Annotated in this window: 21 protein-coding genes; 10 read left to right on the top strand and 11 right to left on the bottom strand. The window is 73.1% G+C overall.

The genetic code is table 11. The features are described 5' to 3' along the window. Nucleotides 1-16 precede the first annotated feature (16 nt). Nucleotides 17-733, bottom strand: a complete 717-nt coding sequence (gene trmB / locus ACN27G_RS18285) for a tRNA (guanosine(46)-N7)-methyltransferase TrmB (protein ID WP_421497367.1) — start codon at nt 731-733, stop codon at nt 17-19. Between the two features lie 278 nt (nt 734-1011). On the opposite strand from trmB, the gene ACN27G_RS18280 reads away from it, so the two are divergent. Together ACN27G_RS18280 and ACN27G_RS18275 are read left to right on the top strand one after the other, a co-directional pair. After that, on the top strand, nt 1012-1521 hold the full coding sequence (locus ACN27G_RS18280) for a hypothetical protein (RefSeq protein WP_421494008.1): 510 nt from the start codon (nt 1012-1014) through the stop codon (nt 1519-1521). 75 nt (nt 1522-1596) lie between these two features. Continuing rightward, nucleotides 1597-2247, top strand: coding sequence for a class F sortase (locus ACN27G_RS18275; RefSeq protein WP_421497366.1), 651 nt, complete (start codon nt 1597-1599; stop codon nt 2245-2247). 54 nt (nt 2248-2301) lie between these two features. Here the strand turns inward: ACN27G_RS18275 and ACN27G_RS18270 are convergent, their stop codons facing one another. From ACN27G_RS18270 to add, 5 genes are read right to left on the bottom strand one after another with little or no spacing between them, the layout of a single operon-like run. After that, a complete protein-coding gene (locus ACN27G_RS18270) occupies nt 2302-2637 on the bottom strand; it encodes an antibiotic biosynthesis monooxygenase family protein (protein WP_421494007.1) in 336 nt (111 codons plus the stop codon). 9 nt (nt 2638-2646) lie between these two features. Beyond that, the gene (locus tag ACN27G_RS18265; RefSeq protein WP_421494006.1) at nt 2647-4041 is read right to left on the bottom strand and encodes a PQQ-binding-like beta-propeller repeat protein; all 1395 of its coding nucleotides are present in this window, start codon (nt 4039-4041) and stop codon (nt 2647-2649) included. Between the two features lie 9 nt (nt 4042-4050). Next, complete coding sequence (locus ACN27G_RS18260; protein ID WP_421497365.1) at nt 4051-4842, bottom strand: exodeoxyribonuclease III; 792 nt, start codon at nt 4840-4842, stop codon at nt 4051-4053. Between the two features lie 17 nt (nt 4843-4859). Further along, nucleotides 4860-5780, bottom strand: coding sequence for a proteasome assembly chaperone family protein (locus tag ACN27G_RS18255; protein WP_421494005.1), 921 nt, complete (start codon nt 5778-5780; stop codon nt 4860-4862). Between the two features lie 3 nt (nt 5781-5783). Then, nucleotides 5784-6878 (bottom strand): adenosine deaminase, encoded by a 1095-nt coding sequence (gene add, locus ACN27G_RS18250; RefSeq protein WP_421494004.1) that lies wholly within the window; start codon nt 6876-6878, stop codon nt 5784-5786. A gap of 278 nt (nt 6879-7156) precedes the next feature. Between add and ACN27G_RS18245 the strand changes: the two genes are divergently transcribed. The 3 genes from ACN27G_RS18245 to ACN27G_RS18235 all read left to right on the top strand — a co-directional run bounded on the left by ACN27G_RS18245 (nt 7157) and on the right by ACN27G_RS18235 (nt 9697). After that, nucleotides 7157-8365 (top strand): peptidase M23, encoded by a 1209-nt coding sequence (locus tag ACN27G_RS18245; protein ID WP_421494003.1) that lies wholly within the window; start codon nt 7157-7159, stop codon nt 8363-8365. Between the two features lie 125 nt (nt 8366-8490). Further along, complete coding sequence (locus ACN27G_RS18240; protein ID WP_421494002.1) at nt 8491-8637, top strand: hypothetical protein; 147 nt, start codon at nt 8491-8493, stop codon at nt 8635-8637. Between the two features lie 373 nt (nt 8638-9010). Next, the gene (locus ACN27G_RS18235; protein WP_421497364.1) at nt 9011-9697 is read left to right on the top strand and encodes an EcsC family protein; all 687 of its coding nucleotides are present in this window, start codon (nt 9011-9013) and stop codon (nt 9695-9697) included. A 115-nt stretch (nt 9698-9812) separates the two neighbouring features. Here ACN27G_RS18235 and ACN27G_RS18230 read toward each other — a convergent pair whose 3' ends face one another. Further along, nucleotides 9813-10685, bottom strand: a complete 873-nt coding sequence (locus tag ACN27G_RS18230) for an SGNH/GDSL hydrolase family protein (RefSeq protein ID WP_421494001.1) — start codon at nt 10683-10685, stop codon at nt 9813-9815. Between the two features lie 146 nt (nt 10686-10831). Further along, complete coding sequence (locus ACN27G_RS18225) at nt 10832-11254, bottom strand: PPOX class F420-dependent oxidoreductase (RefSeq protein ID WP_421494000.1); 423 nt, start codon at nt 11252-11254, stop codon at nt 10832-10834. 135 nt (nt 11255-11389) lie between these two features. On the opposite strand from ACN27G_RS18225, the gene ACN27G_RS18220 reads away from it, so the two are divergent. The 3 genes from ACN27G_RS18220 (at nt 11390) to ACN27G_RS18210 (ending at nt 14347) form a co-directional block, all read left to right on the top strand. After that, the gene (locus ACN27G_RS18220; RefSeq protein ID WP_421493999.1) at nt 11390-11659 is read left to right on the top strand and encodes a DUF6343 family protein; all 270 of its coding nucleotides are present in this window, start codon (nt 11390-11392) and stop codon (nt 11657-11659) included. A gap of 110 nt (nt 11660-11769) precedes the next feature. After that, on the top strand, nt 11770-13185 hold the full coding sequence (locus ACN27G_RS18215; RefSeq protein WP_421493998.1) for an NADP-dependent succinic semialdehyde dehydrogenase: 1416 nt from the start codon (nt 11770-11772) through the stop codon (nt 13183-13185). A gap of 184 nt (nt 13186-13369) precedes the next feature. Then, nucleotides 13370-14347 (top strand): TIGR03885 family FMN-dependent LLM class oxidoreductase, encoded by a 978-nt coding sequence (locus ACN27G_RS18210; RefSeq protein ID WP_421493997.1) that lies wholly within the window; start codon nt 13370-13372, stop codon nt 14345-14347. An 11-nt stretch (nt 14348-14358) separates the two neighbouring features. On the opposite strand, the gene ACN27G_RS18205 is transcribed toward ACN27G_RS18210, so the two are convergent. Next, nucleotides 14359-14907 (bottom strand): GNAT family N-acetyltransferase, encoded by a 549-nt coding sequence (locus tag ACN27G_RS18205; protein ID WP_421493996.1) that lies wholly within the window; start codon nt 14905-14907, stop codon nt 14359-14361. Nucleotides 14908-15068: 161 nt separating this feature from the next. Here ACN27G_RS18205 and ACN27G_RS18200 point away from each other — a divergent pair, with 161 nt between their 5' ends. Continuing rightward, nucleotides 15069-16481 (top strand): Nramp family divalent metal transporter, encoded by a 1413-nt coding sequence (locus ACN27G_RS18200; protein WP_421493995.1) that lies wholly within the window; start codon nt 15069-15071, stop codon nt 16479-16481. A 55-nt stretch (nt 16482-16536) separates the two neighbouring features. On the opposite strand, the gene ACN27G_RS18195 is transcribed toward ACN27G_RS18200, so the two are convergent. After that, on the bottom strand, nt 16537-19659 hold the full coding sequence (locus ACN27G_RS18195; RefSeq protein ID WP_421493994.1) for a glycoside hydrolase family 9 protein: 3123 nt from the start codon (nt 19657-19659) through the stop codon (nt 16537-16539). Nucleotides 19660-19922: 263 nt separating this feature from the next. Between ACN27G_RS18195 and ACN27G_RS18190 the strand changes: the two genes are divergently transcribed. Next, a complete protein-coding gene (locus ACN27G_RS18190) occupies nt 19923-20651 on the top strand; it encodes a PP2C family protein-serine/threonine phosphatase (RefSeq protein WP_421493993.1) in 729 nt (242 codons plus the stop codon). Here ACN27G_RS18190 and ACN27G_RS18185 read toward each other — a convergent pair. Further along, nucleotides 20614-20799 carry a hypothetical protein gene (locus tag ACN27G_RS18185; RefSeq protein WP_421493992.1) on the bottom strand — a complete coding sequence of 62 codons (186 nt, stop codon included), beginning with the start codon at nt 20797-20799 and terminating at the stop codon, nt 20614-20616. The two genes, ACN27G_RS18190 and ACN27G_RS18185, sit on opposite strands and share 38 nt — an antisense overlap. Between the last annotated feature and the right edge of the window lie 10 nt (nt 20800-20809).

The raw sequence follows: 20809 nt of genomic DNA, 5'->3' as shown, positions 1-20809 counted from the left end.
CGCGCGGGGTCAGGTTTCAGGTGTTAGGCGGGGGCCCTTCTACAACAGAAAACGATAAGCGGGGGCCCTTCCTTACAAAGATGAGGTCGGCGATCGGGCGGCCGGCGGCGGTCCCTCGTCGCTCGAACTTCGTCACCGGCCGGTGCGCCGGGCGGGGGGCGTAGCCGGGGAAGGCGTTCAGCAGCTCCGGGTCGGCGGTGAGGGTGTCGAGCATGCGCTCGGCGTACTCGGGCCAGTCCGTGGCGCAGTGCAGGGTGCCACCGGCGACCAGGCGGGAGCGGAGCAGCGCGACGTGGGCCGGCTGGATCAGCCGCCGCTTGTGATGGCGGGGCTTCGGCCACGGGTCGGGAAAGAAGGCGTGCACGGCGTCGAGACGATCCGGCGGCAGCAGGTGACGGACGAGGTCGAGTGCGTCGCCCCGGACGATCCGGACGTTGGTCAGGCCGTGCCGCTCGGTGAGCGCCAGCAGGTTGGCGATGCCGGGCGTGTGCACCTCGACCGCCAGATAGTCCCGACCCGGGTCGGCGGCGGCCATCGCCACGGTGGCGTCACCCATCCCGGAACCGATCTCCAGCACCACCGGCGCCTCGCGCCCGAACAGCTCGGCCAGGTCGAGCCGCCCGCCGCCGGGAAGGTCGGGCGGGAGGGACAGCCCGTAGCGGGGCCAGAGCCGGTCCAGCGCCGCCAGGTGCCGCGCGCCGAGCCGGCCCCGGCGTGGATGGAAGGTGCGGATCTGGGCCGGCCGTCCAGACGGCGCCGGGCGGGGGGCCCCGGCGGGCGCCGGCTGGACCGCCCCGGCGGGTCCGGGCGGCGGCGGGGGCGCGGCGGTCTGGTTCTGGCTGGTGAGGGTCACAGAAATATCAGCCTACGCGACTGGCTCGACCGGGCGAGAAGCTATCCGGGTACGCCCGACCGCGTGTGCTCGGCCTCGACAGATGAGAGGATTTCTGCGTACGGCAGGCCCCGGGCCCCACGTGCCCGGCCCTGCCCGAGGCGCCGGAAGGGGGAGCAGTGGCCACGCGTCGACGCACCGCGGTTCTCTGCGGTGTTCCGCTCGCCCTGGCCACGATCCTGCTCCCCGCCGGCCCGGCGCAGGCCGCCGACATCTTCGTGCAGGTCAATCCGAGCACCGTCGAGGCCGGCTACATGGTCGGCATCAAGGCCAGTTGCCGCACCAACACCCAGCCGGCCACCGTCGAGTCGGAGGCGTTCGGCAGCGTGACGGTGCAGCCGCAGGCGGGCTTCCTCACCGCGGTCGCCCAGGTGCCGGAGAGCACCCGGGCGGACACCTACCGGGTCCGACTGAGCTGTCCCGACGGTGCGAGCGGCTCCACCCGGCTGATGGTGGTCGGCGCCACCCGGCCGCACCGGGGCCCGGCGACCGGCTTCGGGGGCAGTGCCGGGGACGACCCGGGCGGGCTACTGGTGGCCGGCGGGGTGGTCAGCACCGCGCTCGGCGCCGTGCTGGGACTGGTCGCGCTCCGCCGCCGGAACCGACCGGCCGCGCCGCGTCGGACCTGACCCGGGAGGCATCCGGTGGCCCGTACTCCCACCGGCCGGCGGCCCTGGATCGGCAGTCGGCAGCCGGCGCCGCACCTGCGGCATCCGGCGGCCCGGTCGAGTGCCGGCCGCCCCCGTCGGAGTGTGGCCGGACCGCTGGCGGTCGTCCTGGTGCTGGTCGGCGTCTTCGCCACCGGTGCCGGGCTCGGCCAGTCGGCGGGCGGGCCGTGGCGCTGGCTGGGCGGCGGCAGCAAGGAGCCGTCCCGGGAGTTTCCGGTGCTGGCGCCGAGCCGGCCGACGAAGCTGGCGGTCCCGTCGATCGGGGTACGCGCCCCGGTGCACCGGGTCGGGCTCGCCGACGACGGGTCGATCGCCGTACCCGAGCTGGAGAGGCACCACGAGGTCGGCTGGTACGAGGACGGGCCCAGCCCCGGCCAGTTCGGTCCGGCGATCATCGTCGGGCACGCCGACACCCGGACCGGCCCGTCGGTCTTCCACGATCTGGTGAAGCTGCGGGCGGGGGACCGGATCGAGGTGACCCGGCAGGACCGGTCGGTGGCGGTCTTCGAGGTCAACTCGGTCGAGCACTTCGACAAGGACAAGCTTCCCGCCGAGCGGGTGTACGGGGACTTCCGCCGCCCCTGGCTCCGCCTGATCACCTGCGGCGGGCGGTGGGTCGGCGGCGGCACCGGCTACTCCGACAACATCGTCGCCTTCGCGTCCCTGGTCGAATCCCGGAAGTCCTGACCGGGCCCGGACAGCGCCACCCTGCTGCGGCCGCCGGCCGGGCGGGCGGATGGGTTACGGGGCGGTGGGGGCGGCCTGCTGGACGACCTCGAACTCCAGCAGCGTGGCGCCGCTGGCGACCGGTCGGGGCTGCTCGCCGCCCGACCCGGCGGCGGGGCCGCGCGCGTGTGCCTCCCGGGCGGGTCCGGTGGCCCACGCCTGGTACGCCTCCTCGCTCTCCCACCTGGTGTAGACGAAGTAGCGGTTCTCGCCGGCCACCGGGCGGAGCAGTTCGAAGCCGAGGAAGCCGGGGGAGTTCTCGACGGCGCCCTGCCGGGCGGCGAACCGGCGCTCCAGTTCCGCCCCGGAACCCGCCGGGACCTCGATCGCGTTGATCTTCACCACTGCCATGGTCCCAGCCTAGGCGAAGGGTTCGTGGCGCCAGACCCGGAGCTGCCCGTCGCCGGACCGGCACGCCATGAACCGGTCGGCCGCCACGCACCCGTGCAGGCTGTGCGGCAGCACCTCGAGCAGGCGGACCGACGGCCCGGCCGGATCGAAGACGCCGAACCAGGTGTGCTGCTTGACGAGGTTCGGCTGGAGCACCAGTGGTGGCGGGTCCGCGGGAAGCGTGCCCGCACCGGACCAGCCGGGCTCGCCGGCCAGCCACCAGCCTCCGAGGTCGGTGACGGGTCGGCCGGTCCGGGCGTCGAGGACCCGCCGAAGCGGGCCGTTGTCGAGCTCGACCAGCCACAGACCGATCGAGAGCAGGTTCCGCGGCCCCGGACGCTCCCACCGGGCCTCGCCGGTGGCCGGGTCGAGCGCGCTGGTCCGGAAGGCCGCCCACTGGCAGAGCAGCGGACCGCAGCGTTCGACGGACTGATCCGGGCCGGGCAGGGAGCGGCTCCACCGCCGCCGCCGCAGGTCCGCCGAGTACGCCGTCACGACCAGGTCGGCCCCGGAGTGCGCCGTCGCCACCACGATGTCCCCGATCCGTTGCGCCTGGACCAGCTCGCCGCCGGTCCAGTCGAGCCGGTGCGTGACCGCGCCGGAGAGCACGTCGCGCGCCTCGACGCCACCGTCCTCGGAAGGAGTCAGCAGGATCGTCGGATGCCCGCCGGCCGCCTCGAGCACGCGGGCGCCGGCGAGCCGGGGCAGGTCCCACCGCAGCCGACCGGTGTCGAGGTCGAGCCCCCGGACGGTCATCCCGGTCGGCGGCTCCGTGTAGGCGTGCCCGTCCGACGCGACGTAGACCTTGCCGCCGACCGTCCGCCGGCCCGGCCGGATCCGTGCCTCCGGCCGGAAGACGTTGTCGAAGACCAGCGCGATCGGCCCGTCCGGGAGTGGCAGCGGCCGGTACGGCGCCGACCAGCGCCGCCGCCCGGTCCGCGGGTCCAGCGCCGTCGTCCGGGTCGGCGCGCCGTCGGCCAGCCGTTCGGAGATCAGCAGCACCCCGTCGGAGAAGATCGGCCCGTCGCCGTCCCGGTCGACAATGAAGTCGCCGGACCAGAGCCGGTGCCCGTCGGTGAGGTCGTAGCAGGTGATCCGGCGTCCCGGTCGGTCGGCACCGGCCAGCACCGAGGCGGTGACGAGCAGGCCGCCGGCCATGGTGAAGGTGTCGACCGGGCCGATCGGCGCGGCGTAGACCTGCCGCAGCGGGGGCGCCGGTGCCGGGGCTGCGCCGCCGGTGTTGAGCACCAGGATTCCGGCGAGCGCCACGGCCGCGATCCGCCACTGGCGTACGACCACCGCGCGGGGTGGCCCGGCGGTGTCGACGGGCGGCTCGTACCGCTCGGTGCCGAGGTCGATCACCATGTCGTCGGCTCAGCCGGCCTCGGGCCCGGTCTGCACCACGATCGGGGCGTGGTCGGAGGGGCCCTTGCCCTTGCGTGCCTCCCGGTCCACGTACGCCGAGGTGACGCTCTCGGCGAACGGTGTCGTCGCGTACACCAGGTCGATCCGCATGCCCTTGTTCTGGTGGAACATCCCGGCCCGGTAGTCCCAGTACGTGAAGGGGTGTGGCCCCTTCATCGGCGTCGGCACCACGTCGGTCAGGCCGAGGGCGCGCAGCTCGGCCAGGGCCTGGCGCTCCGGCGGCGTCACGTGGGTGGAGCCGACGAAGAGCGCCGGGTCCCAGACGTCGGCGTCGGTCGGCGCGACGTTGTAGTCGCCGCAGACCACCAGCGGAGGGTCGGGCCCGGCCCGCAACTCGGCGGCGAGGGCGTCCCGGAGCACCGCCAGCCAGGCGAGCTTGTACTCGTAGTGCGGCGAGTCGGGGACGCGCCCGTTCGGTACGTAGATCGACCAGATCCGCAGCCCGGCACAGGTCGCCGAGATCGCCCGCGCCTCCGGCTCCGGGAACCCGGGTTCGTCGGCGAACCCGACCGCCACGTCGGCCAGACCGACCCGGGAGAGGATCGCCACCCCGTTCCACCGGCCGTCGCTGTGGCTGGCCACCTCGTAGCCCAGCTCGCCGACCTCCGCCGCCGGGAACATGCCGTCCGGGCACTTCGTCTCCTGTAGGCAGACGACGTCCGGCCCGGTGGCGGCGAGCCAGTCCAGCAGCCGGGGCAGGCGGGCCTTCACCGAGTTGACGTTCCAGGTCGCCAGGCGCATCTGGTCAGCCCGCCCGATCACGTACCCGGGTTTTCCCCGGGCCGACCCTGTTCGGCGAGGAAACGCTCGAGTTCCGCGCCGAGTTCGTCGGCGGTGGGCAGCGGTCCGGTCTGGTCGGCGAGCAGGTTCGGCCCGCCCCGGCCCCGGGTGAAGGCGTCGTACTGCTCCTCCAGCGCGTGCACCAGCGAGGTCGCCTCGTCGGTCTGGGCGACCTGCCGGTCGATGTCCTCGCGTACGGCCTCGGCGGCGCTGCGCAGCGGCTCGGTCGGCAGCAGCAGGCCGGTGGCCCGGGAGACCGAGGTCAGCAGGAGCTCGGCCGCGCCGGGATATTCGGTCTGGGCCACGTAGTGCGGCACGTGCACCGCGAAGCCCACCGCGTCCCGGCCCTGCTCGCCGAGGCGGAACTCGAGCAGGTTGCCGGCACTGCCGGGGACCTGGATGCGCTGCAGCCAGGACTCGTAGCCGGTGATCAGGTCGCGCCGGGTGGCGTGCGCGGTCACCCCGATCGGGCGGGTGTGCGGCACCGCCATCGGGATGGCGTTCAGCCCGATCGTCAGCCGTACGCCGAGCCGGCGGATCAGGCTGGTCAGTGCGGCGATGAACCGTTCCCACTGGAAGTCCGGCTCCGGGCCGGAGAGCATCAGGAACGCGGTGCCCTCGTCGTCGCGGAGCAGGTGCAGCTCGAGCTTCGGCTGCTCGTAGTGCTCCCAGTGGTCCTCGACGAAGATCATCGTGGGTCGCCGGGACCGGTAGTCGAGCAACTGGTCGACGTCAAAGGTGGCGATCGTCCGGGACTCGAGGGTCGACACGAGGTGTTCCCGGGCGAGCCGGGTCGCGTTTCCGGCGTCGACGAAACCGGAAAGCGCCTGGATCAGCACCGGCTGACCCAGCTCGGGCAGATCGTCGGTGAGCTGGTAGAGCTCGTTCGGGTCGAGCACCGGTCAGGACCTCCTCAACGGGATACGCCGGGACGCGGCCGCGACGGACGGCGCCCCGATGTAGCAAACGCTGCCGCTATCTTGGTGCATTCCACCGAGCCATCCGGCGACGCCCGCCAGCATCGCCGTCTTCACCTCCGGCGGGGCGGCGGAGGCCCCGACTGAGGAGCGGGCCAGCGCGGCCAGTTCGGCGTCGGTGCAGCCGAGCACGTCCCGGGCCAGCACGTACTGGTCGAGCAGGCCCGTGCCGAACAGCAGCGGGTCGTCCGTACCGAGCGCCACCGGCACCCCGGCGGTCAGCAGGGCCCGCAGCGGGGTGGCCGCCAGGCCGGTGGTGACGCCGAACGGCGGGTATGAACTGGGACACACCTCCATCGCCACCGCCCGCTCGGCGAGCAGGTCGAGGACGGCCGGGTCGGCCACGGCGGTGAGCCCGTGCCCGATCCGGTGCGCGCCGAGCCGGGTGACGCAGTCCCGCACGTGCCAGGCGGCCTCGTAGAAGCCGCTGTGCGGCACGGCCAGCAGGCCCGCCCCGGTCGCCGTGCGCATCGCCGGGACGAAGTCGGCGATCCGGCCCCGGCGCTCGTCGTTGGAGAGGCCGAAGCCGACCACGCCCGCGCCCGCGTACCGGGCGGCGAGCCGGGCGATCCGTTCCGCCCGGTCCGGCGGTCCGGCCCAGCTTGCCGCCAGGACCACTCCGGTACGGCCACCGGTGGCTCCGGCGAGCACCGCCTCGACCACCGGCTCCAGCCCGCCCAGCCGGTCGGCGTACGTCGTCGGGTCGACCTGGATCTCCAGCCAGCCGGCGCCGTCGGCGACGTTGTCGGCGGTGGCCTCCGCGACCACCCGGCTCAGGTCGTCGGCGGTACGCAGCGCGGCCCGGGCCAGTTCGTAGCGCTCCTGGAACGCCGACCAGCCGGAGAGGGTGCCGGCGGGCAGCGGCTCGGGCAGCGGCAGGCCGTCCCGATCGGCGAGCTCGGCCAGGGTCTGCGGGCGCATGGAACCGGTGAGGTGCAGGTGCAGATTGGCCTTGGGTAGCCGGCGGAGGCCGCGGCGCGGAAGCGGATCGGTGACCGGTGCCATAGTCCACGGTCTCACGGCACGGGCCGATCCGGGGAGCGGGACCGTGTCCGGGCGGCCGGACCGGCTGGGCCGATCGGGGGAGGTGCGCCGCCAGCGCGCGGAGTGAAGACTGATTCGAAGGTATCTGCCTGCCTCGCGACGATAGTCCGGTCTCCCCTGGATGCCAGGCTTGCCGGGGTTGACCGTTGTCGTCCGCGCCTGTGCGTCGTCGACCGGTTGCCTGGCCGAAAGATGTGGCGCAGCGCACCCGGTGACTCCGCGTAGTTGGCGTATCGCCTGCCTAGCCTCGTCGGATGCCTGACGACGACCGTTCTGCGACCGCGTACCCCGCCGTGCCGGGCACTGTCCGATCGGATGATGCCTCCTCCGCCGACTCGGCATCCGACCGTTCCGGGCCGTGGCCGGGGCCGCCGGCCGGACCGGACCCGGCGGCCCGGCGGCGCGGGCTGGTACGCGCCCGCCGGCTCGCCCTGATCCGGGCCGTCCTGTTCGGCTGGGCGGTGCCGCTCGTCCCTGCCGTGGCCGCCCGCATCGTCCGGGCCGTGCCGCGCGGGCGGGCCGTCGCCCACCGGATCGTCCGGGCGGCAGCGGTGGTGTCCCGCCGGGTACCCGCCGTCCGGTCCGCCGAGCGGGGCATGCGCCGGGTTGCCCACCGGGTCGTACCCCGGGCCCGCCGGCTCGCCGATCAGGCCCGCCGGCTCGCCGATCGGGCCGGCGGCCTGGTGGCCCGGACCGGGTTGCCGGCGCGGCTCGGTCCGCGCCGCTCGCGCCAGGTCGCGGTGGCCGCCGGGGTGCTCTGCTGCCTCGGGGTGCTGGCCGCCGTCCAGGCGGTCGGCCCGTCGGGCGACCCGGCCGGCACCGCCGCGGAGAACCCGGAGGGGGTGGCACTGGCCCGGCCGGGCGACGACACCGGCGAGGCGGCCGGCGCCGACCGCTCGGCGGACCGGGCGAGCCGGTCCGGCTCCGGCCGGGCCGACAAGTCCGACCGGTCCGGAGAATCCGGCCGGGAGGACGCGACAGCTGCCGACCCGGACGCCTCGCCGCCACTGGCCGACTCGGCGCCGGTGGCCGGTCTCACCCCGATCCAGATGGACAACGCCCGGGCCATCGTGCGGACCGGACGGGACATGGGGATGCCGCGCCGAGGGCTGGTCATCGGGGTGGCCACCGCGATGCAGGAGAGCAACCTGCTCAACCGGGCCAGCGAGGTGCTGCCGGAGTCGAAGCGGTACCGACACCAGGGCACCGGCTGGGACCACGACTCGGTCGGTCTGTTCCAGCAACGGACCAGCACCGGCTGGGGCCCGGTGAACCGCCTGATGGATCCGGCGTACGCGAGCGCGCGGTTCTTCGAGGCACTGCGCCAGGTGCCCGGCTGGGAACGGATGCGGCTGACCGAGGCGGCCCAGGCGGTGCAGTACTCGGCCTATCCGGAGCACTACGCCAAGCACGAGTACTCGGCGACCGAGGTCGTCGACGCGTTGCTGCCGTCCGGGCGCTGACCCGGGCTTGAACCGCCCGGCCACGATGGAGTGACGGACCCGGCCGGTCCACGGCGACCGGTGTGGCCGGGCGGGCGACCGGGTAATCCTGATGACTCAGGACGACTTTGAGGAGGAGGACCGAGATGGCGTCACTGGTGCAACGAATCCGGATGTTCCTCAGCTCGCCGCAGGGTCGGCGGCTCGTCGAGCGGGGTCGGCGCGAGCTGGCCAAGCCCGCCAACCAGCATCGGATGCGCCAGGTCGTGGCCCGACTGCGCGGCCGCCGCTGACCTGGCCCCACCGCTGACCTGGCCCCACCGCTGACCGTCGTGTCCTCCTTCCTTCCTCCGTGCCTCCCCGATCCCCGATCCCCGATCCCCGATCCCCGATCCCCGACCCCCGACCCCCGACCCCCGACCCCCGACCCCCGACCCCCGACCCCCGACCCCCGACCCCCGACCCCCGGAGTGTCCCGTGACCAACTCCCCGCCGGTCAACGGCGCGCCCGCCACCCCGGCGACGACGCCGGCCGACACCGACCTGCCGCCGGCCGATCGGTCGCCGGCCGACACCGAGCTGCCGGCGACCGGCGCCGATCTCCCGCCGACCGCCGCGAGCCCGCATCCGCTTTCGCCTCCAGCGGCCTCCGGCGAGCCGGAGGACGTGACCGAGGAGGACGAGCCGGAGTCGTCGACCGTCGTCCCGCCCGGCGGGCTCTGGGCGCGGATGAAAGCCGACCCGCAGTACGCCCCGGAGCACCTTGCCCTGGAGGCGGTCCGGCGGATCGGGCCGCAGGCCCGGGCCTGGGCAGAGCGGACCCGCGCGAGGCATCCGCGGATGTCGCCGGAGGCGATGGCCGAGGCGGCGATCCGCAGGTTCGTCAACCACGCCAGGGTCTCCGGTGCGGTCTCCGGTGCGGCCGGCCTGCCGGGCGCGGTGATCGACATGGGGGTGCTGGCCTGGACCCAGGCCCGGATGGTGCTCTACGTCGCCGCCGCCTACGGTGCCGACCCGGAGCATCCCGACCGCGCCACCGACCTGCTCGTCCTGCAGCGGGTGCACAAGATCGCCGAGACGGCACGGCTCGCCCTCGGCGTGGCCGCCGGACGGGAGCGGATCGACGCCCTGCGCAGCCGGTCGGATACGCCGCTGGCGCGGGTGATGCTGCGGCTCGGGTTCAAGCTGGCGCAGATGGCCGGCGTCCGGGCCGCGAAGCGGCTGGTCGCCAAGGCGGTCCCGGGCGCTGCGGTGGTGCTGGGCACCTGGGCTAACTCGTCGGCCACCAGCAGCCTGGCCGCCCGCTCACAGGAGCTGTACCGGCCGCGGACGACCGTGCCGGCGCCCCGGTAGTCAGGCGCCCGGGTGGTCCGCCCCCCGGTCCGCCCCCGGTCCGCCCCCGGTCTGGCCGGGTTGTCGGCCGGGCCGGCAGCCGGCCGGTTGTGCCTCAGGCGGCTCGCCGGTTGCCTCAGGCGGCTCGCCGGGCCTGGCTGGCCAGGCCGGATGCCCGCCAGGTCACCTCGGCCAACTCCTTCTGGCCGGCCGCGTTCGGGTGGAAGTAGTCCAGCCGGTTGAGCAGGTCCAGGCCGAACCGGACCCGGTGCGCGGCGCCGCCGTCGTACCGGCAGCGGGAACCGTACGCCTTGCAGGCTGCGGCGAGCTGTTCGTTGTACGCGTCGATCCGGGCCCGGAACGTCGATCGGCGGGTACGGTCGGCCGGCTCCGTCGAGGTGGGGTTGGCCAGCAGCGCGGGGCAGATGCGGCCCCGCCAGGCCCGCACCGCCCGGGTGTCCTCATGGCCGATCTCCCAGATCCGGTGCAGGTTCGGGATGCTGACCACCAGGACCCGGGCTTTGGGAAGCCCCTTCTTCAGCGTCGCGAGTCCACGATCGACGTCCGCGCGGAAGGTGCTGACGCTTGTCATGTCCTCGATACCGCCCCGGCAGGCGTCGTTGGCTCCGACGAGCACGGTGACGTAGTCGACCCGGGCCCGCACCGCTCCGCCGGCCTGGGTGGCCAGCGCCGAGGCGCGAGCCCCGTTCACGGCCTGGTTGTGTGCCTTACCGCGGATCGCCGGGTTCACCTCCCGGAGTCGCCGGTAGAGGCTCTCCACCCGGGAACTGTCGCCGGTGGACCACGAGTTGCGCTGGCAGGCGGCCAGGACCAGGCAGGAGCCGAAGCCGGCGGTGATCGAGTCTCCGAGGGCCGCGATCGAGTCGGGCACACCGGGCGGCGCCGCCGGGGGATCCGGCTGGCCGCCCCCGCCCCCGTCGGACCCCTCGCAGGCCAGGGCGAAGGCCGCCAGGAGGGCGGTGACGGCGGCGGTCCAACGTCTGGACATGCTTCTCCCCGGACAGAACGGACAGCAATCGCCCCGTAACTGTACGCGGCGGACTTGCCGGCCCGGAACCCTCGCCGCCGTCGCCCGGCCTACGGATCACCGACATCCGGGCGCGTGGCCGGTGCGGAGGTGACCGGAATGGACGGTCAGCCGGCCGGCTGCGGCTGGCCGTTGGTGACCGCGACGAAGCTCTCCGGCCGGATGGTGACGATCACCCGGTACGCCGCATCGTTGATCTCGTAGACGTTGTCGTACCGCTCCTGGAGCGCACGGTAGAAGGAGGCGACCTCGTCGTCGTCCTCGACCTTCTCCACCACCCCGCGCACCTCCAGGAACCGGTACGGGTCGTCGGGGTCTGCGATCGAGAGCGCGACCCGGGGATCCCGCTGGAGGTTACGGAACTTCTGTCGCCGCTTGGTGTGCGTCATCCTGATCCGTCCACCCTCCCAGGCGAACCACATCACGTTGCTCTGCGGCCCGCCGTCCGGGCGCGTGGTGGCCAGGTGGGCGAAGAGTGGGCGACTCAGCAGATCCGCGTGGCTGGGCGGGGGAGTGGGACCGGTCGTCATGTCCCCGTTATACCCACTCGCCCGAGGGAATCCCCATTGCCGCGCCCGGCACCCGCACCGGCCCGGGCGTCTGCCGGGCCGGCGTCTGCCGGGCCGGGCAGGTTAGCCGCCGCCCATACCGGGTAGTTCGGCGAAATGGCCGCGAGATCGCAGCCCCGAGGGGCGAAAGGGACGGTAGGTCACGCCTACAGCGCACTCAACCTGCGCCTGGCGCTCGCCGCATTCGGACTGGTGGTCTCCGTGGCGCTCGGCGTACTGGCGCTGCGGGCCGACCTCCTGGTGCTCGCGGTGATCCTCGGCGTCCTCGCCGTGGTCGCCGTGGTGGACCTGGTGGTGGTGCAGCGCCGCCGGATCGCGCGGCGCCGTGAGGAGCCACCGGGCACGAAGCACTCGCTCTTCGAGTGACGCCCCGCCCGCACCCGCGTCGGGTTCGGGTGACGCCGGCGGGCGAGCTCGCCGAGCAACGGACCGGCGGAGCCGCCGGGATTCAGGGAGCGAGATCCAGGGAGTACGAGATGTCGATCGCCACCATCGACCCGACCACGGGCCAGACCCTCAAGACCTTCGACGAGATGACGGACGATCAGCTGGCTGCGGCGCTCGGCCGGGCGGCGGCCGGTTTCGACGCGCTGCGGGGCACCACCTTCGCCGAGCGGGCCGGCTGGATGTCAGGCGTGGCCGACCTGCTCGAGGTCGAACGCGACCAGGTGGCCCGGATGATGACGATGGAGATGGCCAAGACGTACGCCTCTGCACAGGCCGAGGTGGCCAAGTGCGCCACCGCCTGCCGCTACTACGCCGCGCACGCCGAGCGCTTCCTCGCCGACGAGCCGGCCGACGCCGGCTCGATCGGGGCGACCTCGGCGTACGGCCGTTACTTCCCCATGGGGCCGGTGCTGGCGGTGATGCCGTGGAACTTTCCGCTCTGGCAGGTGATGCGCTTCGCGGCGCCGGCCCTGATGGCCGGCAACACGGGGCTGCTCAAGCACGCCTCCAACGTGCCGCAGACCGCCCTCTACCTTGACGAGCTGTTCCGCCGGGCCGGCTTCCCGGCCGGTGCGTTCCAGACCCTGATGATCGGCTCCGACCGGATCGAGCAGGTGCTGGCCGACCCCCGGGTCCGGGCCGCGACGCTGACCGGCAGCGAGGGCGCCGGTCGCTCGGTGGGGGCGATCGCCGGCCGGTACCTCAAGAAGACCGTGCTGGAACTCGGCGGCAGCGACCCGTTCGTGGTGATGCCCTCCGCCGACGTCGCCCGGGCCGCCGAGGTGGCGACCGTGGCGCGGTGCCAGAACAACGGGCAGTCCTGCATCGCCGCGAAGCGGTTCATCGTGCACACCGAGGTCTTCGACGAGTTCGCCGACGCCTTCGTGGCCCGGATGTCGGCGCTGCGGGTCGGCGATCCGATGAGCGGGGAGACCGACGTCGGGCCGCTCGCCACCGAGCGCGGCCGTGCCGAGGTCGCCGAGCAGGTGCGCGACGCCGTGGCCCGGGGCGCCCGGGTGCTCTGCGGCGGGGAGCAGCCCGACCGGCCCGGCTGGTGGTATCCGCCGACCGTGGTCGCCGAGGTGACCCCGCAGATGCGGATGTACGCCGAGGAGGTCTTCGGGCCGGTCGCCGCCCTGCACCGGGTCTCCTCGTACGAGGAGGCGATCGCGCTCGCCAACGGCACCAGCTACGGCCTCGGGTCCAACGCCTGGACCCGGGATCCGGCCGAGCAGGAGCGGTTCGTCACCGACCTCGACGCCGGGATGGTCTTCGTCAACGGCATGACCACCTCCTATCCGGAACTGCCCTTCGGCGGCGTGGGCAACTCCGGCTACGGCCGTGAGCTGTCGGCGCAGGGCATCCGGGAGTTCTGCAACCTCAAGGCCGTCTGGATCGGCGAGGGCGGCACGGCCGGCGCCGGCGCCGGCGCGCACAGCGAATAGCCGGCGCGCACAGCGAATAGCCGGCGCGCACAGCGAATAGCCGGCGCGGGCAGCGCACAGCGAATAGCCGGCGCGGGCAGCGAACAGCCGGCGCGGGCGCGGGCAGCGAACAGCCGCCGCCCGGCGGGATATTCATCGCCGTACCGGGTATCGGGCGCGGTGCGGCGGGGTACGGGAGACCGCCATGACGGTCTTCGGGCTCCACGCCTCGCACGAACAGATCCACCCGGCCGAACTGCTCCGGGCGGTCGTCCGGGCCCAGGAGGCGGGCTTCGACGCGGCCATGTCCTCCGACCACTTCTCGCCGTGGAGCTCCCGGCAGGGGCAGTCCGGCTTCGCCTGGTCGTGGCTGGGTGCCGCGCTCCAGGCCACGACGCTGCCGTTCGGCATCGTCAACGCACCGGGACAGCGTTACCACCCGGCGATCATCGCGCAGGCGATCGGCACCCTCGCCGCGATGTATCCGGGACGGTTCTGGGCCGCGCTCGGCACCGGTGAGGCGAGCAACGAGCACATCACCGGCGCGCCCTGGCCGCGCAAGGAGGTCCGGACCGCGCGGCTGCGGGAGTGCGTCGACGTGATCCGGGCGCTGCTGGCCGGCGAGGAGGTCAGCCACGACGGGCTGGTCACGGTGGACCGGGCCCGGCTCTGGACCCGGCCCGACGAGCCGCCGGCACTTGTCGGTGCGGCGGTGACCGAGGCGACCGCCCGGTGGTGTGCCGAGTGGGCCGACGGGCTGATCACGGTCAACGCACCCGTGGAGCGGCTGCGTCGGATGGTGGACGCCTACCGGGACGCGGGTGGCCGGGGCAGGCTGCACCTCCAGGTGCACCTGAGCTGGGCGCCCGACGAGACGGAGGCGACCCGGATCGCGTACGAGCAGTGGCGCAGCAACGTCTTCGAACCGCCGGTCTGCTGGGACCTGGAGCTGACCGACCACTTCGACGTCGTCTCGGCGAGCGTGCCGGCGGAACGCGTCGCCGAGGTGGTCAACGTCTCCGCCGACCTCGACTGGCACGCCGCCCGGCTGCGGGAGTACGCCGACCTCGGCTTCGACGAGATCTACCTGCACCACGTCGGGCAGCGGCAGGAGGCGTTCGTCGACACCTTCGGGGCGAAGGTGCTACCCGAACTGCGGACGAGCGCCTCGGGACAGGGCTGACCGTGCCCGATTCAGGCCGTTCGGTCAGCGCCGCGTGGGCCCAGCCGGCGTTCGAGGACTTGGCCCGGCCAGCGCCGGTCCGCCAGCGGCACGCTGAACGGTTCCGTGGCGGTGAAGCCCTGGCCCTCGTAGTAGCGGATCAGCGCGCCGTCGTCACCGGCGTAGCAGTCCACCCGGAGCAGGTCGACACCCCGGGACCGGGCGAGCTCCTCGGCGAACCCGAGCAGCCGCGCGCCGATCCGGTGCCCGGCATGGGCCCGGTCGCTGACCAGGAGGTTGACGTAGAGCTCGGGTTCGGTGGCCGGCGGGACGTGTGGCACGGCCCGGCCGACGACGATCGCGCCGACCGGCAGGCCCGCGAGTTCGGCGAGGTAGAGCTCGCCCTCGTCGGCCCAACGGCGGACCTGGGCGATCCGGCGCGGGTTGCCGGAGTGCGACGCGCTGCCCCACTGGCCGGTGCGGCCGCGTTCCACGAGCCAGCGGGTGGCGCCGTCCAGCAGGGCGAGCACCGCGGCGACGTCGTCGGGACCGCCGGGCCGGACGGCGAGATCGGTTGCCACACCGTCCATCGTGGCAGAAGATCCATTTATAACCACCACTGCGCAGATTGCTGCGAATCGATCTCGCATCCGGCTCCGGCGACCAACGACGCCACGGGGTTACGCGACACCCCGGGGCAGTCCCGGTCATCCGGCCGGTGCCCGTCCCCTGGAGGTCACCGATGACGCGGACCGCCGCCGACCGCTTCCCGACCAGACACCTGCCCGGAGTGACCGTCCGGGAGCTACCGCCACCACCCCGCTCCGCCTGGTCCATCATCGGGCCCGGGGTGATCGCGGCGGGTGTCGGCCTGGCGTCCGGCGAGTTCATCCTCTACCCGTACATCGCCTCGCAGGTGGGGCTGGTCTTCCTCTGGGCCGCCGCGATCGGGATCGTCACCCAGTGGTTCATCAACATGGAGATCGAGCGCTACACCCTGGCCACCGGTGAGACCGCACTGACCGGCTTCTCGCGGTTCTGGCGGCACTGGGGGCTGGTCTTCGCGATCATGGTCTACTTCGCCAACCTCTGGCCGGGCTGGGCGACAAGTTCGGCGACGATGCTGACGTACCTCTTCGGCGGTGACGCCACCTGGATCGCCGCCGGCCTGCTGCTGCTGATCGGCGCGACCCTCACCCTCGCCCCGGTGGTCTACACCGCGCTGGAGCGGGTCGAGTTCGTCAAGGTCGGCCTGGTGCTGCTCTTCATCGTGGTCGCGGTCCTCTTCGCCATCTCTGCCGCGGCCTGGGGCGACCTGCCGACCGCGGTGACCGCGCCCGAGTTCCCCACCGAGCTCGGCTTCGCGCTGATGCTCTCCGCGCTGGTCTTCGCCGGTGCCGGCGGCGGGCAGAACCTGGTGCAGTCCAACTGGATCCGGGACAAGGGCTACGGCATGGGCCGGTACGTGCCCCGGCTGGTCAGCCCGGTCACCGGCCGCGAGGAGGCGGCCCCGGACAGCCGGGGCTTCGTCTTCGAGCCGACCGAGGAGAACCTGACCCGCTGGCGGCGCTGGTGGCGGCTGGCCAACCGGGAGCAGGCGGTCACCTTCGCCCTGATCTCGTTCGTCACGATCGTGCTGACCTCGCTGCTCGCCTACTCCACCGTCTACGGGGTGCCCGGTCTGGCCAACAGTGTGGACTTCCTCCGGGTCGAGGGGGAGCGGCTGAACGAGATCGTCGGCTCGTGGTTCGGCACCCTCTTCTGGGTGATCGGGGCGCTCTCGCTCTTCGCCGCCGCGATGGGCATCGTCGACTACACCAGCCGGCTCGCCGCCGACGTGCTCAAGACGGCGTACCTGCCCAGGTTCTCCGAGAGCCGGATCTACTTCGCGCTGGTCTGGGGGCTGGTCGGCCTCGGCTGCGCCATCCTGCTGATCGGTTTCGACCAGCCGCTGATCCTGCTGGTCATCTCCGCCTGCGTCGGCGGGCTGATGATGTTCTTCTACTCGGTCCTGCTGCTGGTGCTCAACCGCCGCGTGCTGCCCGACGAGATCCGCCCGCGCTCCTACCGGGTGGTCGCGCTGATCTGGGCGGTGCTGCTCTTCGGCGTCTTCTCGGCCCTGACGCTCTGGCAACAGGCCGACCGCCTCTTCTGAAAGGAAGGGCCCCCGCTTATCGTTTTCTGTTGTAGCGGGGGCCCTTCCTTACACCTCAGGTGCAGGGGATGCCGTTGAGGGTGAAGAGGCCGGGGTCCGGGTTGGGCCCGGCGGTGGTGGTGGCGTTGAAGCCGAACATCTGGCTGGCGCCGGGCAGGATCCGCGCGTTGTACGACTCGTTCCGCACGGAGACCCGGGCACCCGACTGGGTCACCTTCGCCATCCACGCCTCCCGGACCTTCTGGTCACCGGTGAAGGCGAAGCTCAGCGTCCAGCCGTCGACCGTCGTCGTACCGGTGTTGGTGATCGTCGCCTGGCCGGTGAAGCCGCCGCCCTCGGCCCAGGTGCCGAAGTTGACGTACGTCACCCGGCACGCCGCGCCGGCCGGCACGGTCGGGGCGCTGCCCTGGTCGGCGAGGAACGAGGCGATCCAGGCCAGCGCCGAGTTCCAGTTGATCGCGACCTCGTTGGTGGCGTACGAGGCGATGTCGTCGACGTAGCAGAACATCGGTGCACAACCGGCGAGCAATTGCTGCGCGAACGGGTCGTCGAGGCTGGCGTTCGCGCCACCGGCGATCGAGCCGGCCGGCGGGTTCGGCAGCGACTCGTCGTACTGGTTGCCGAAGATCCGGCTGTGCTGGTTCTCCGACGACTTCTCCCCCCAGCCGGTCACGTACGACTGGTTGAGCGCGTTGCGGCCGAAGATGTAGTCCATCCCCTGCACCGCGCCGTCCCGGTACTTCGGCTGCCCGGTCAGGTCGAAGGCGGTGGCCAGCACGACCGCGTTGTTGATGATGTTGCTGTTGGCGCCCCAGAAGTAGCTGCCCGGGGTGCCCGGCATCGGCAGCCCGTACGCCTGGCCCTGCGCGGTGGCGAGGTAGCCGTCGGCGGCGGCGACCACCGAGGCGCGGATCCGGTCCCGCTCGGCCGCCGGCAGGCCGCTCGGCACGGTGGCCAGGTCGAGCCGGCCGAGCGCGGCGGTGCTGCCCCAGCCGAAGCCGTGCGCCGCGAAGACCTCGTCGTCGGTGTGGTGCGGCGACGCGGACAGGTCGGCCAGGTAGGACGACTCGTCGGTGCTCAGGTAGAGCTCGGCGGCGGCCCAGTAGAACTCGTCGGTCACGTCGCCGTCGCTGTAGGAGCCGCCGCCGTTGCCGTCCTGCGGCGAGGCGTACCGGGTCGGGTTCGCCTTCGCCGCCGCGTACGCCGTGCTGGCGGCGGTCCGGCAGCGCTGCGCGAACGCCGCGTCGTACGGGGCGTAGAGCCGGGCACACTGCGCGGCCGTGGCGGCGAGGTTGAGCGTGGCGGCGGTGGAGGGCGGGTGCAGTTCGCGCAGTTCCGGATCGTCCTCGGGTTGCAGCGGCAGCCCGGTCCAGTTCCGGTCGTGCATCTTGTGGTGCGCCATCCCGGCCAGCGGCTCACCGGCGGGCACCTGCATCCGGAGCAGGAACTCCAGCTCCCAGCGCGCCTCGTCGAGGATGTCCGGCACGCCGTTGTCGCGCTCGGGCAGCCGGAGGGCGCCGTCGGCGAGCGCCGCGCCGCCACCGGCGGTGGGTGCGGTCTTGGTCCGCTCGAAGGCGTTCAGTAGCTGGTAGGTGGCGATGCCGCCGTTGACGACGTACTTGCCGTGGTCACCCGCGTCGTACCAGCCGCCCCGGACGTCGAGGCGGTAGTCGCAGACTCCCGGCTGGCACGGCACGTCGGTGTCACCCTGGTTCGGCGCGACGCCGAGGTGCCCGGCCGGCCGGGCGTACTCCTCGCCGACCAGGTCGCCGTCGATGGCGATGCCGCTGCGCTGGATGTAGAAGAACTGCAGCGAGTCGGAGCGGAGCTGCTTCCAGACGTCGGTGGAGATGTCGAACGGGTGGCTGGTCTCGCCGTCGGCACGCAGCCGGTAGCCGGTGCCGGCGGTCCGGTAGGCGGAGAAGTCGATGCTGTGCACGTTCTGCGCCGAGGCCTGGTCGACGCCGCGCGGGCTGGTCTGCCCGCTGGCCACCACGGCACCGGCGGTCGTCGTCAGCTCCCAGCCGAGCGCCTCGGTGGCCTCGGTGACCAGGGTGGCGTTCTTCGGCCCGGTCGGCAGGTAGCCGACCTGGTTGACCCGGACCCGCGGCCCGGTGTCCGGGGTGTACGGCGGCTCTGCCTCGCCGCCGAGCAGCGAGGCGTTGTCCAGGCAGAAGGTGAACGCCTCGGCGTTCCCGCCGATCTGGAAGGCCACCTGCGCGACCTCGGTGTCGGCGGTGGCGGTGAAGGTCCGCTCCACCCGCTGCGCCTCGGCGCCGAAGGTGATGTCCTCGGCGAAGTACGACGTGTACGGGTCGACGCCGAGCTGCACCGCCATCCGGACGGTCGCGCCGGGGTCGGCGGAGGCGTCGAAGGAGAGCGTGTACGACTCGCCGTTGATCAGCGCCACGTCGTTCTGCCCGACGCCGCCGTCCCAGGGGTTGGCGAGCCCGCCCGGCACCGCCGAGCAGAGCCGGCCGTCGGTGACCTGCGTGGAGGTGGTGCCGTAGGAGTACCAGCCGGAGGTGCCGTCGGCGAAGTCGCCGTTCTGGAGCTGCTCCGCGCCGCCGGGCGGCGGCTCGGTCGGGGCGTCGCTGCTCAGCGAGACGTCGTCCAGGCAGAACGTGTACGCCTCGGCGGCGCCGCCGAGCTGGAACGTGAGGGTGCCGTTGCTGGAGTCGAGGGTGCCGGTGAACTCGTACCCGAACTCCTCGGCCGTGGCGTCGAGCGCGACGTCCCGGGAGAGGACCGTGGTGTACGGGTCCTCGTTGAGCTGGACGTTCGCCTTGACGGTGACCGGCGCGCTGGCCGAGGCGCGGAAGCTCAGCGCGTAGCTGGCGCCGTCGGCGAGCGGGATGGTGTTGTGCCCGAGGCTGGCGTCCCAGGGGTTGGTCAGGCCGCCGGGAACCTCGGTGCAGAGCTGGCCGTCGACGGCGGCGAGGCTCAGGTTGGCACTGCCCCACCAGGGGGCGGTGCCGTCGGTGAAGGTGCCGTTCACGATGTGTTCGGTGAGCGCCAGCGGCGCGGGCGACCCGTCGGGCCGGGCGGTTGAGCCGTCGGGCCGGGCGTGTGCGCCGGTGGTGGTCCCGGCGAGAGTGCCGCCGAGCATCAGGGTGGCCGTGGTGAGCAGGGTCACCGTCCGGGAGGGCGGGCGGTGACGGTGGCGGGGTCGGAGCACGGGGGATCCCTTCCGAAGGGGCGGGCAGCACTCCTGGGAGCGCTCCCAATGGAAGCCGATGTTGCCAGCCCGTTTCTGGCATGTCAATCGATCGACCTGGATCAGATTTCCGCTGGTCGGCCGCGCCGCACCTGGACAGCGGCACGGGAACTGCTCGCCGTTGGTGGTCGGGAGGGCCACGGACGGTAAATTTCGATCGCCACTCCGGCCCGTTGGTGATCTACTGCAAGCATTTCGGCCGTCTTTTTGGCAGGCTGCCTGCCATGAGCCTGAAGCTGCGATCCGTGGCGGTGAGCGACCGTGGCCTGATCCGGGGCGCGAACCAGGATTCCGTGCACGCCGGCCCCTGGCTGCTCGCCGTGGCCGACGGCATGGGCGGGATGGCGGCCGGCGACCTGGCCAGCACCCTCACCATCGAGGCGATCCGCCCGCTCGACGTGGAGACGCCGGAGGAGGGACTCGTCGCGGCGCTGCAGGGTGCGGTGGACACGGCGAGCGCTGGCATCCGGGCGGCGGTCGCCGAGGACGCGGAACGGCAGGGCATGGGGACCACCCTCACCGCGCTGCTGCTCGCCCGGACCGGCACCTGCCTCGCCCTGGCCCACGTCGGCGACTCCCGGGCGTACCTGCTGCGTGGCGGCACGATGACGCAGCTCACCAGGGACGACACCTTTGTGCAGATGCTGGTCGACGAGGGGGTGATCAGCCCGGAGGAGGCGCAGAACCATCCCCGGCGGGCCGTGGTCACCCGGGCGTTGCAGGGCGAGCCCGTTAACCCGACGTACACCACCGTGGTGCCGGAGGCGGGCGACCGCTGGCTGCTCTGCAGCGACGGGCTCTCCAATGTGGTCCGCCCGGAGAGCCTGGCCGAGGCGTTGCTCGGCTATCCGGAGCCGGCGGAGTGCGCGCAGCGCCTGGTCGACCTGGCCCTGCGGGCGGGCGGGCCGGACAACATCACCGTCGTGGTCGCGGACATCGTCGACGCCCCGTGACCGTCGCACCCGCCGCTGCTCCGTCCATCGCCGTTCCGGTGACCGGCACGTCGGTCACCGGCACGTCGGTCACCGGTACGTCGGTCACCGGTACGTCGGTCACCGGTACGTCGGTCACCGGTACGTCGGTCACCGGTACGTCGGCCACGGTCGCTCCG

It is taken from the genome of Plantactinospora sp. WMMB334 (genome assembly GCF_049179095.1).
Taxonomy (GTDB): Bacteria; Actinomycetota; Actinomycetes; order Mycobacteriales; family Micromonosporaceae; genus Plantactinospora.
The sequence above is the reverse complement of the archived record's forward strand: the minus strand, read 5'-3'. Positions and strand labels throughout refer to the sequence as shown.

Bases quoted from the DNA above. Each gene is read 5' to 3' on its own strand.
- ACN27G_RS18200 (WP_421493995.1), top strand. From the start codon at position 15,069: ATGACGCGGACCGCCGCCGACCGCTTCCCGACCAGACACCTGCCCGGA.
- ACN27G_RS18225 (WP_421494000.1), bottom strand. From the start codon at position 11,254: ATGACGACCGGTCCCACTCCCCCGCCCAGCCACGCGGATCTGCTGAGT.
- ACN27G_RS18265 (WP_421494006.1), bottom strand. From the start codon at position 4,041: ATGGTGATCGACCTCGGCACCGAGCGGTACGAGCCGCCCGTCGACACC.
- ACN27G_RS18210 (WP_421493997.1), top strand. From the start codon at position 13,370: ATGACGGTCTTCGGGCTCCACGCCTCGCACGAACAGATCCACCCGGCC.
- ACN27G_RS18190 (WP_421493993.1), top strand. From the start codon at position 19,923: ATGAGCCTGAAGCTGCGATCCGTGGCGGTGAGCGACCGTGGCCTGATC.
- ACN27G_RS18270 (WP_421494007.1), bottom strand. From the start codon at position 2,637: ATGGCAGTGGTGAAGATCAACGCGATCGAGGTCCCGGCGGGTTCCGGG.
- ACN27G_RS18220 (WP_421493999.1), top strand. From the start codon at position 11,390: ATGGCCGCGAGATCGCAGCCCCGAGGGGCGAAAGGGACGGTAGGTCAC.
- ACN27G_RS18230 (WP_421494001.1), bottom strand. From the start codon at position 10,685: ATGTCCAGACGTTGGACCGCCGCCGTCACCGCCCTCCTGGCGGCCTTC.
- ACN27G_RS18215 (WP_421493998.1), top strand. From the start codon at position 11,770: ATGTCGATCGCCACCATCGACCCGACCACGGGCCAGACCCTCAAGACC.
- ACN27G_RS18245 (WP_421494003.1), top strand. From the start codon at position 7,157: ATGCCTGACGACGACCGTTCTGCGACCGCGTACCCCGCCGTGCCGGGC.
- ACN27G_RS18240 (WP_421494002.1), top strand. From the start codon at position 8,491: ATGGCGTCACTGGTGCAACGAATCCGGATGTTCCTCAGCTCGCCGCAG.
- ACN27G_RS18260 (WP_421497365.1), bottom strand. From the start codon at position 4,842: ATGCGCCTGGCGACCTGGAACGTCAACTCGGTGAAGGCCCGCCTGCCC.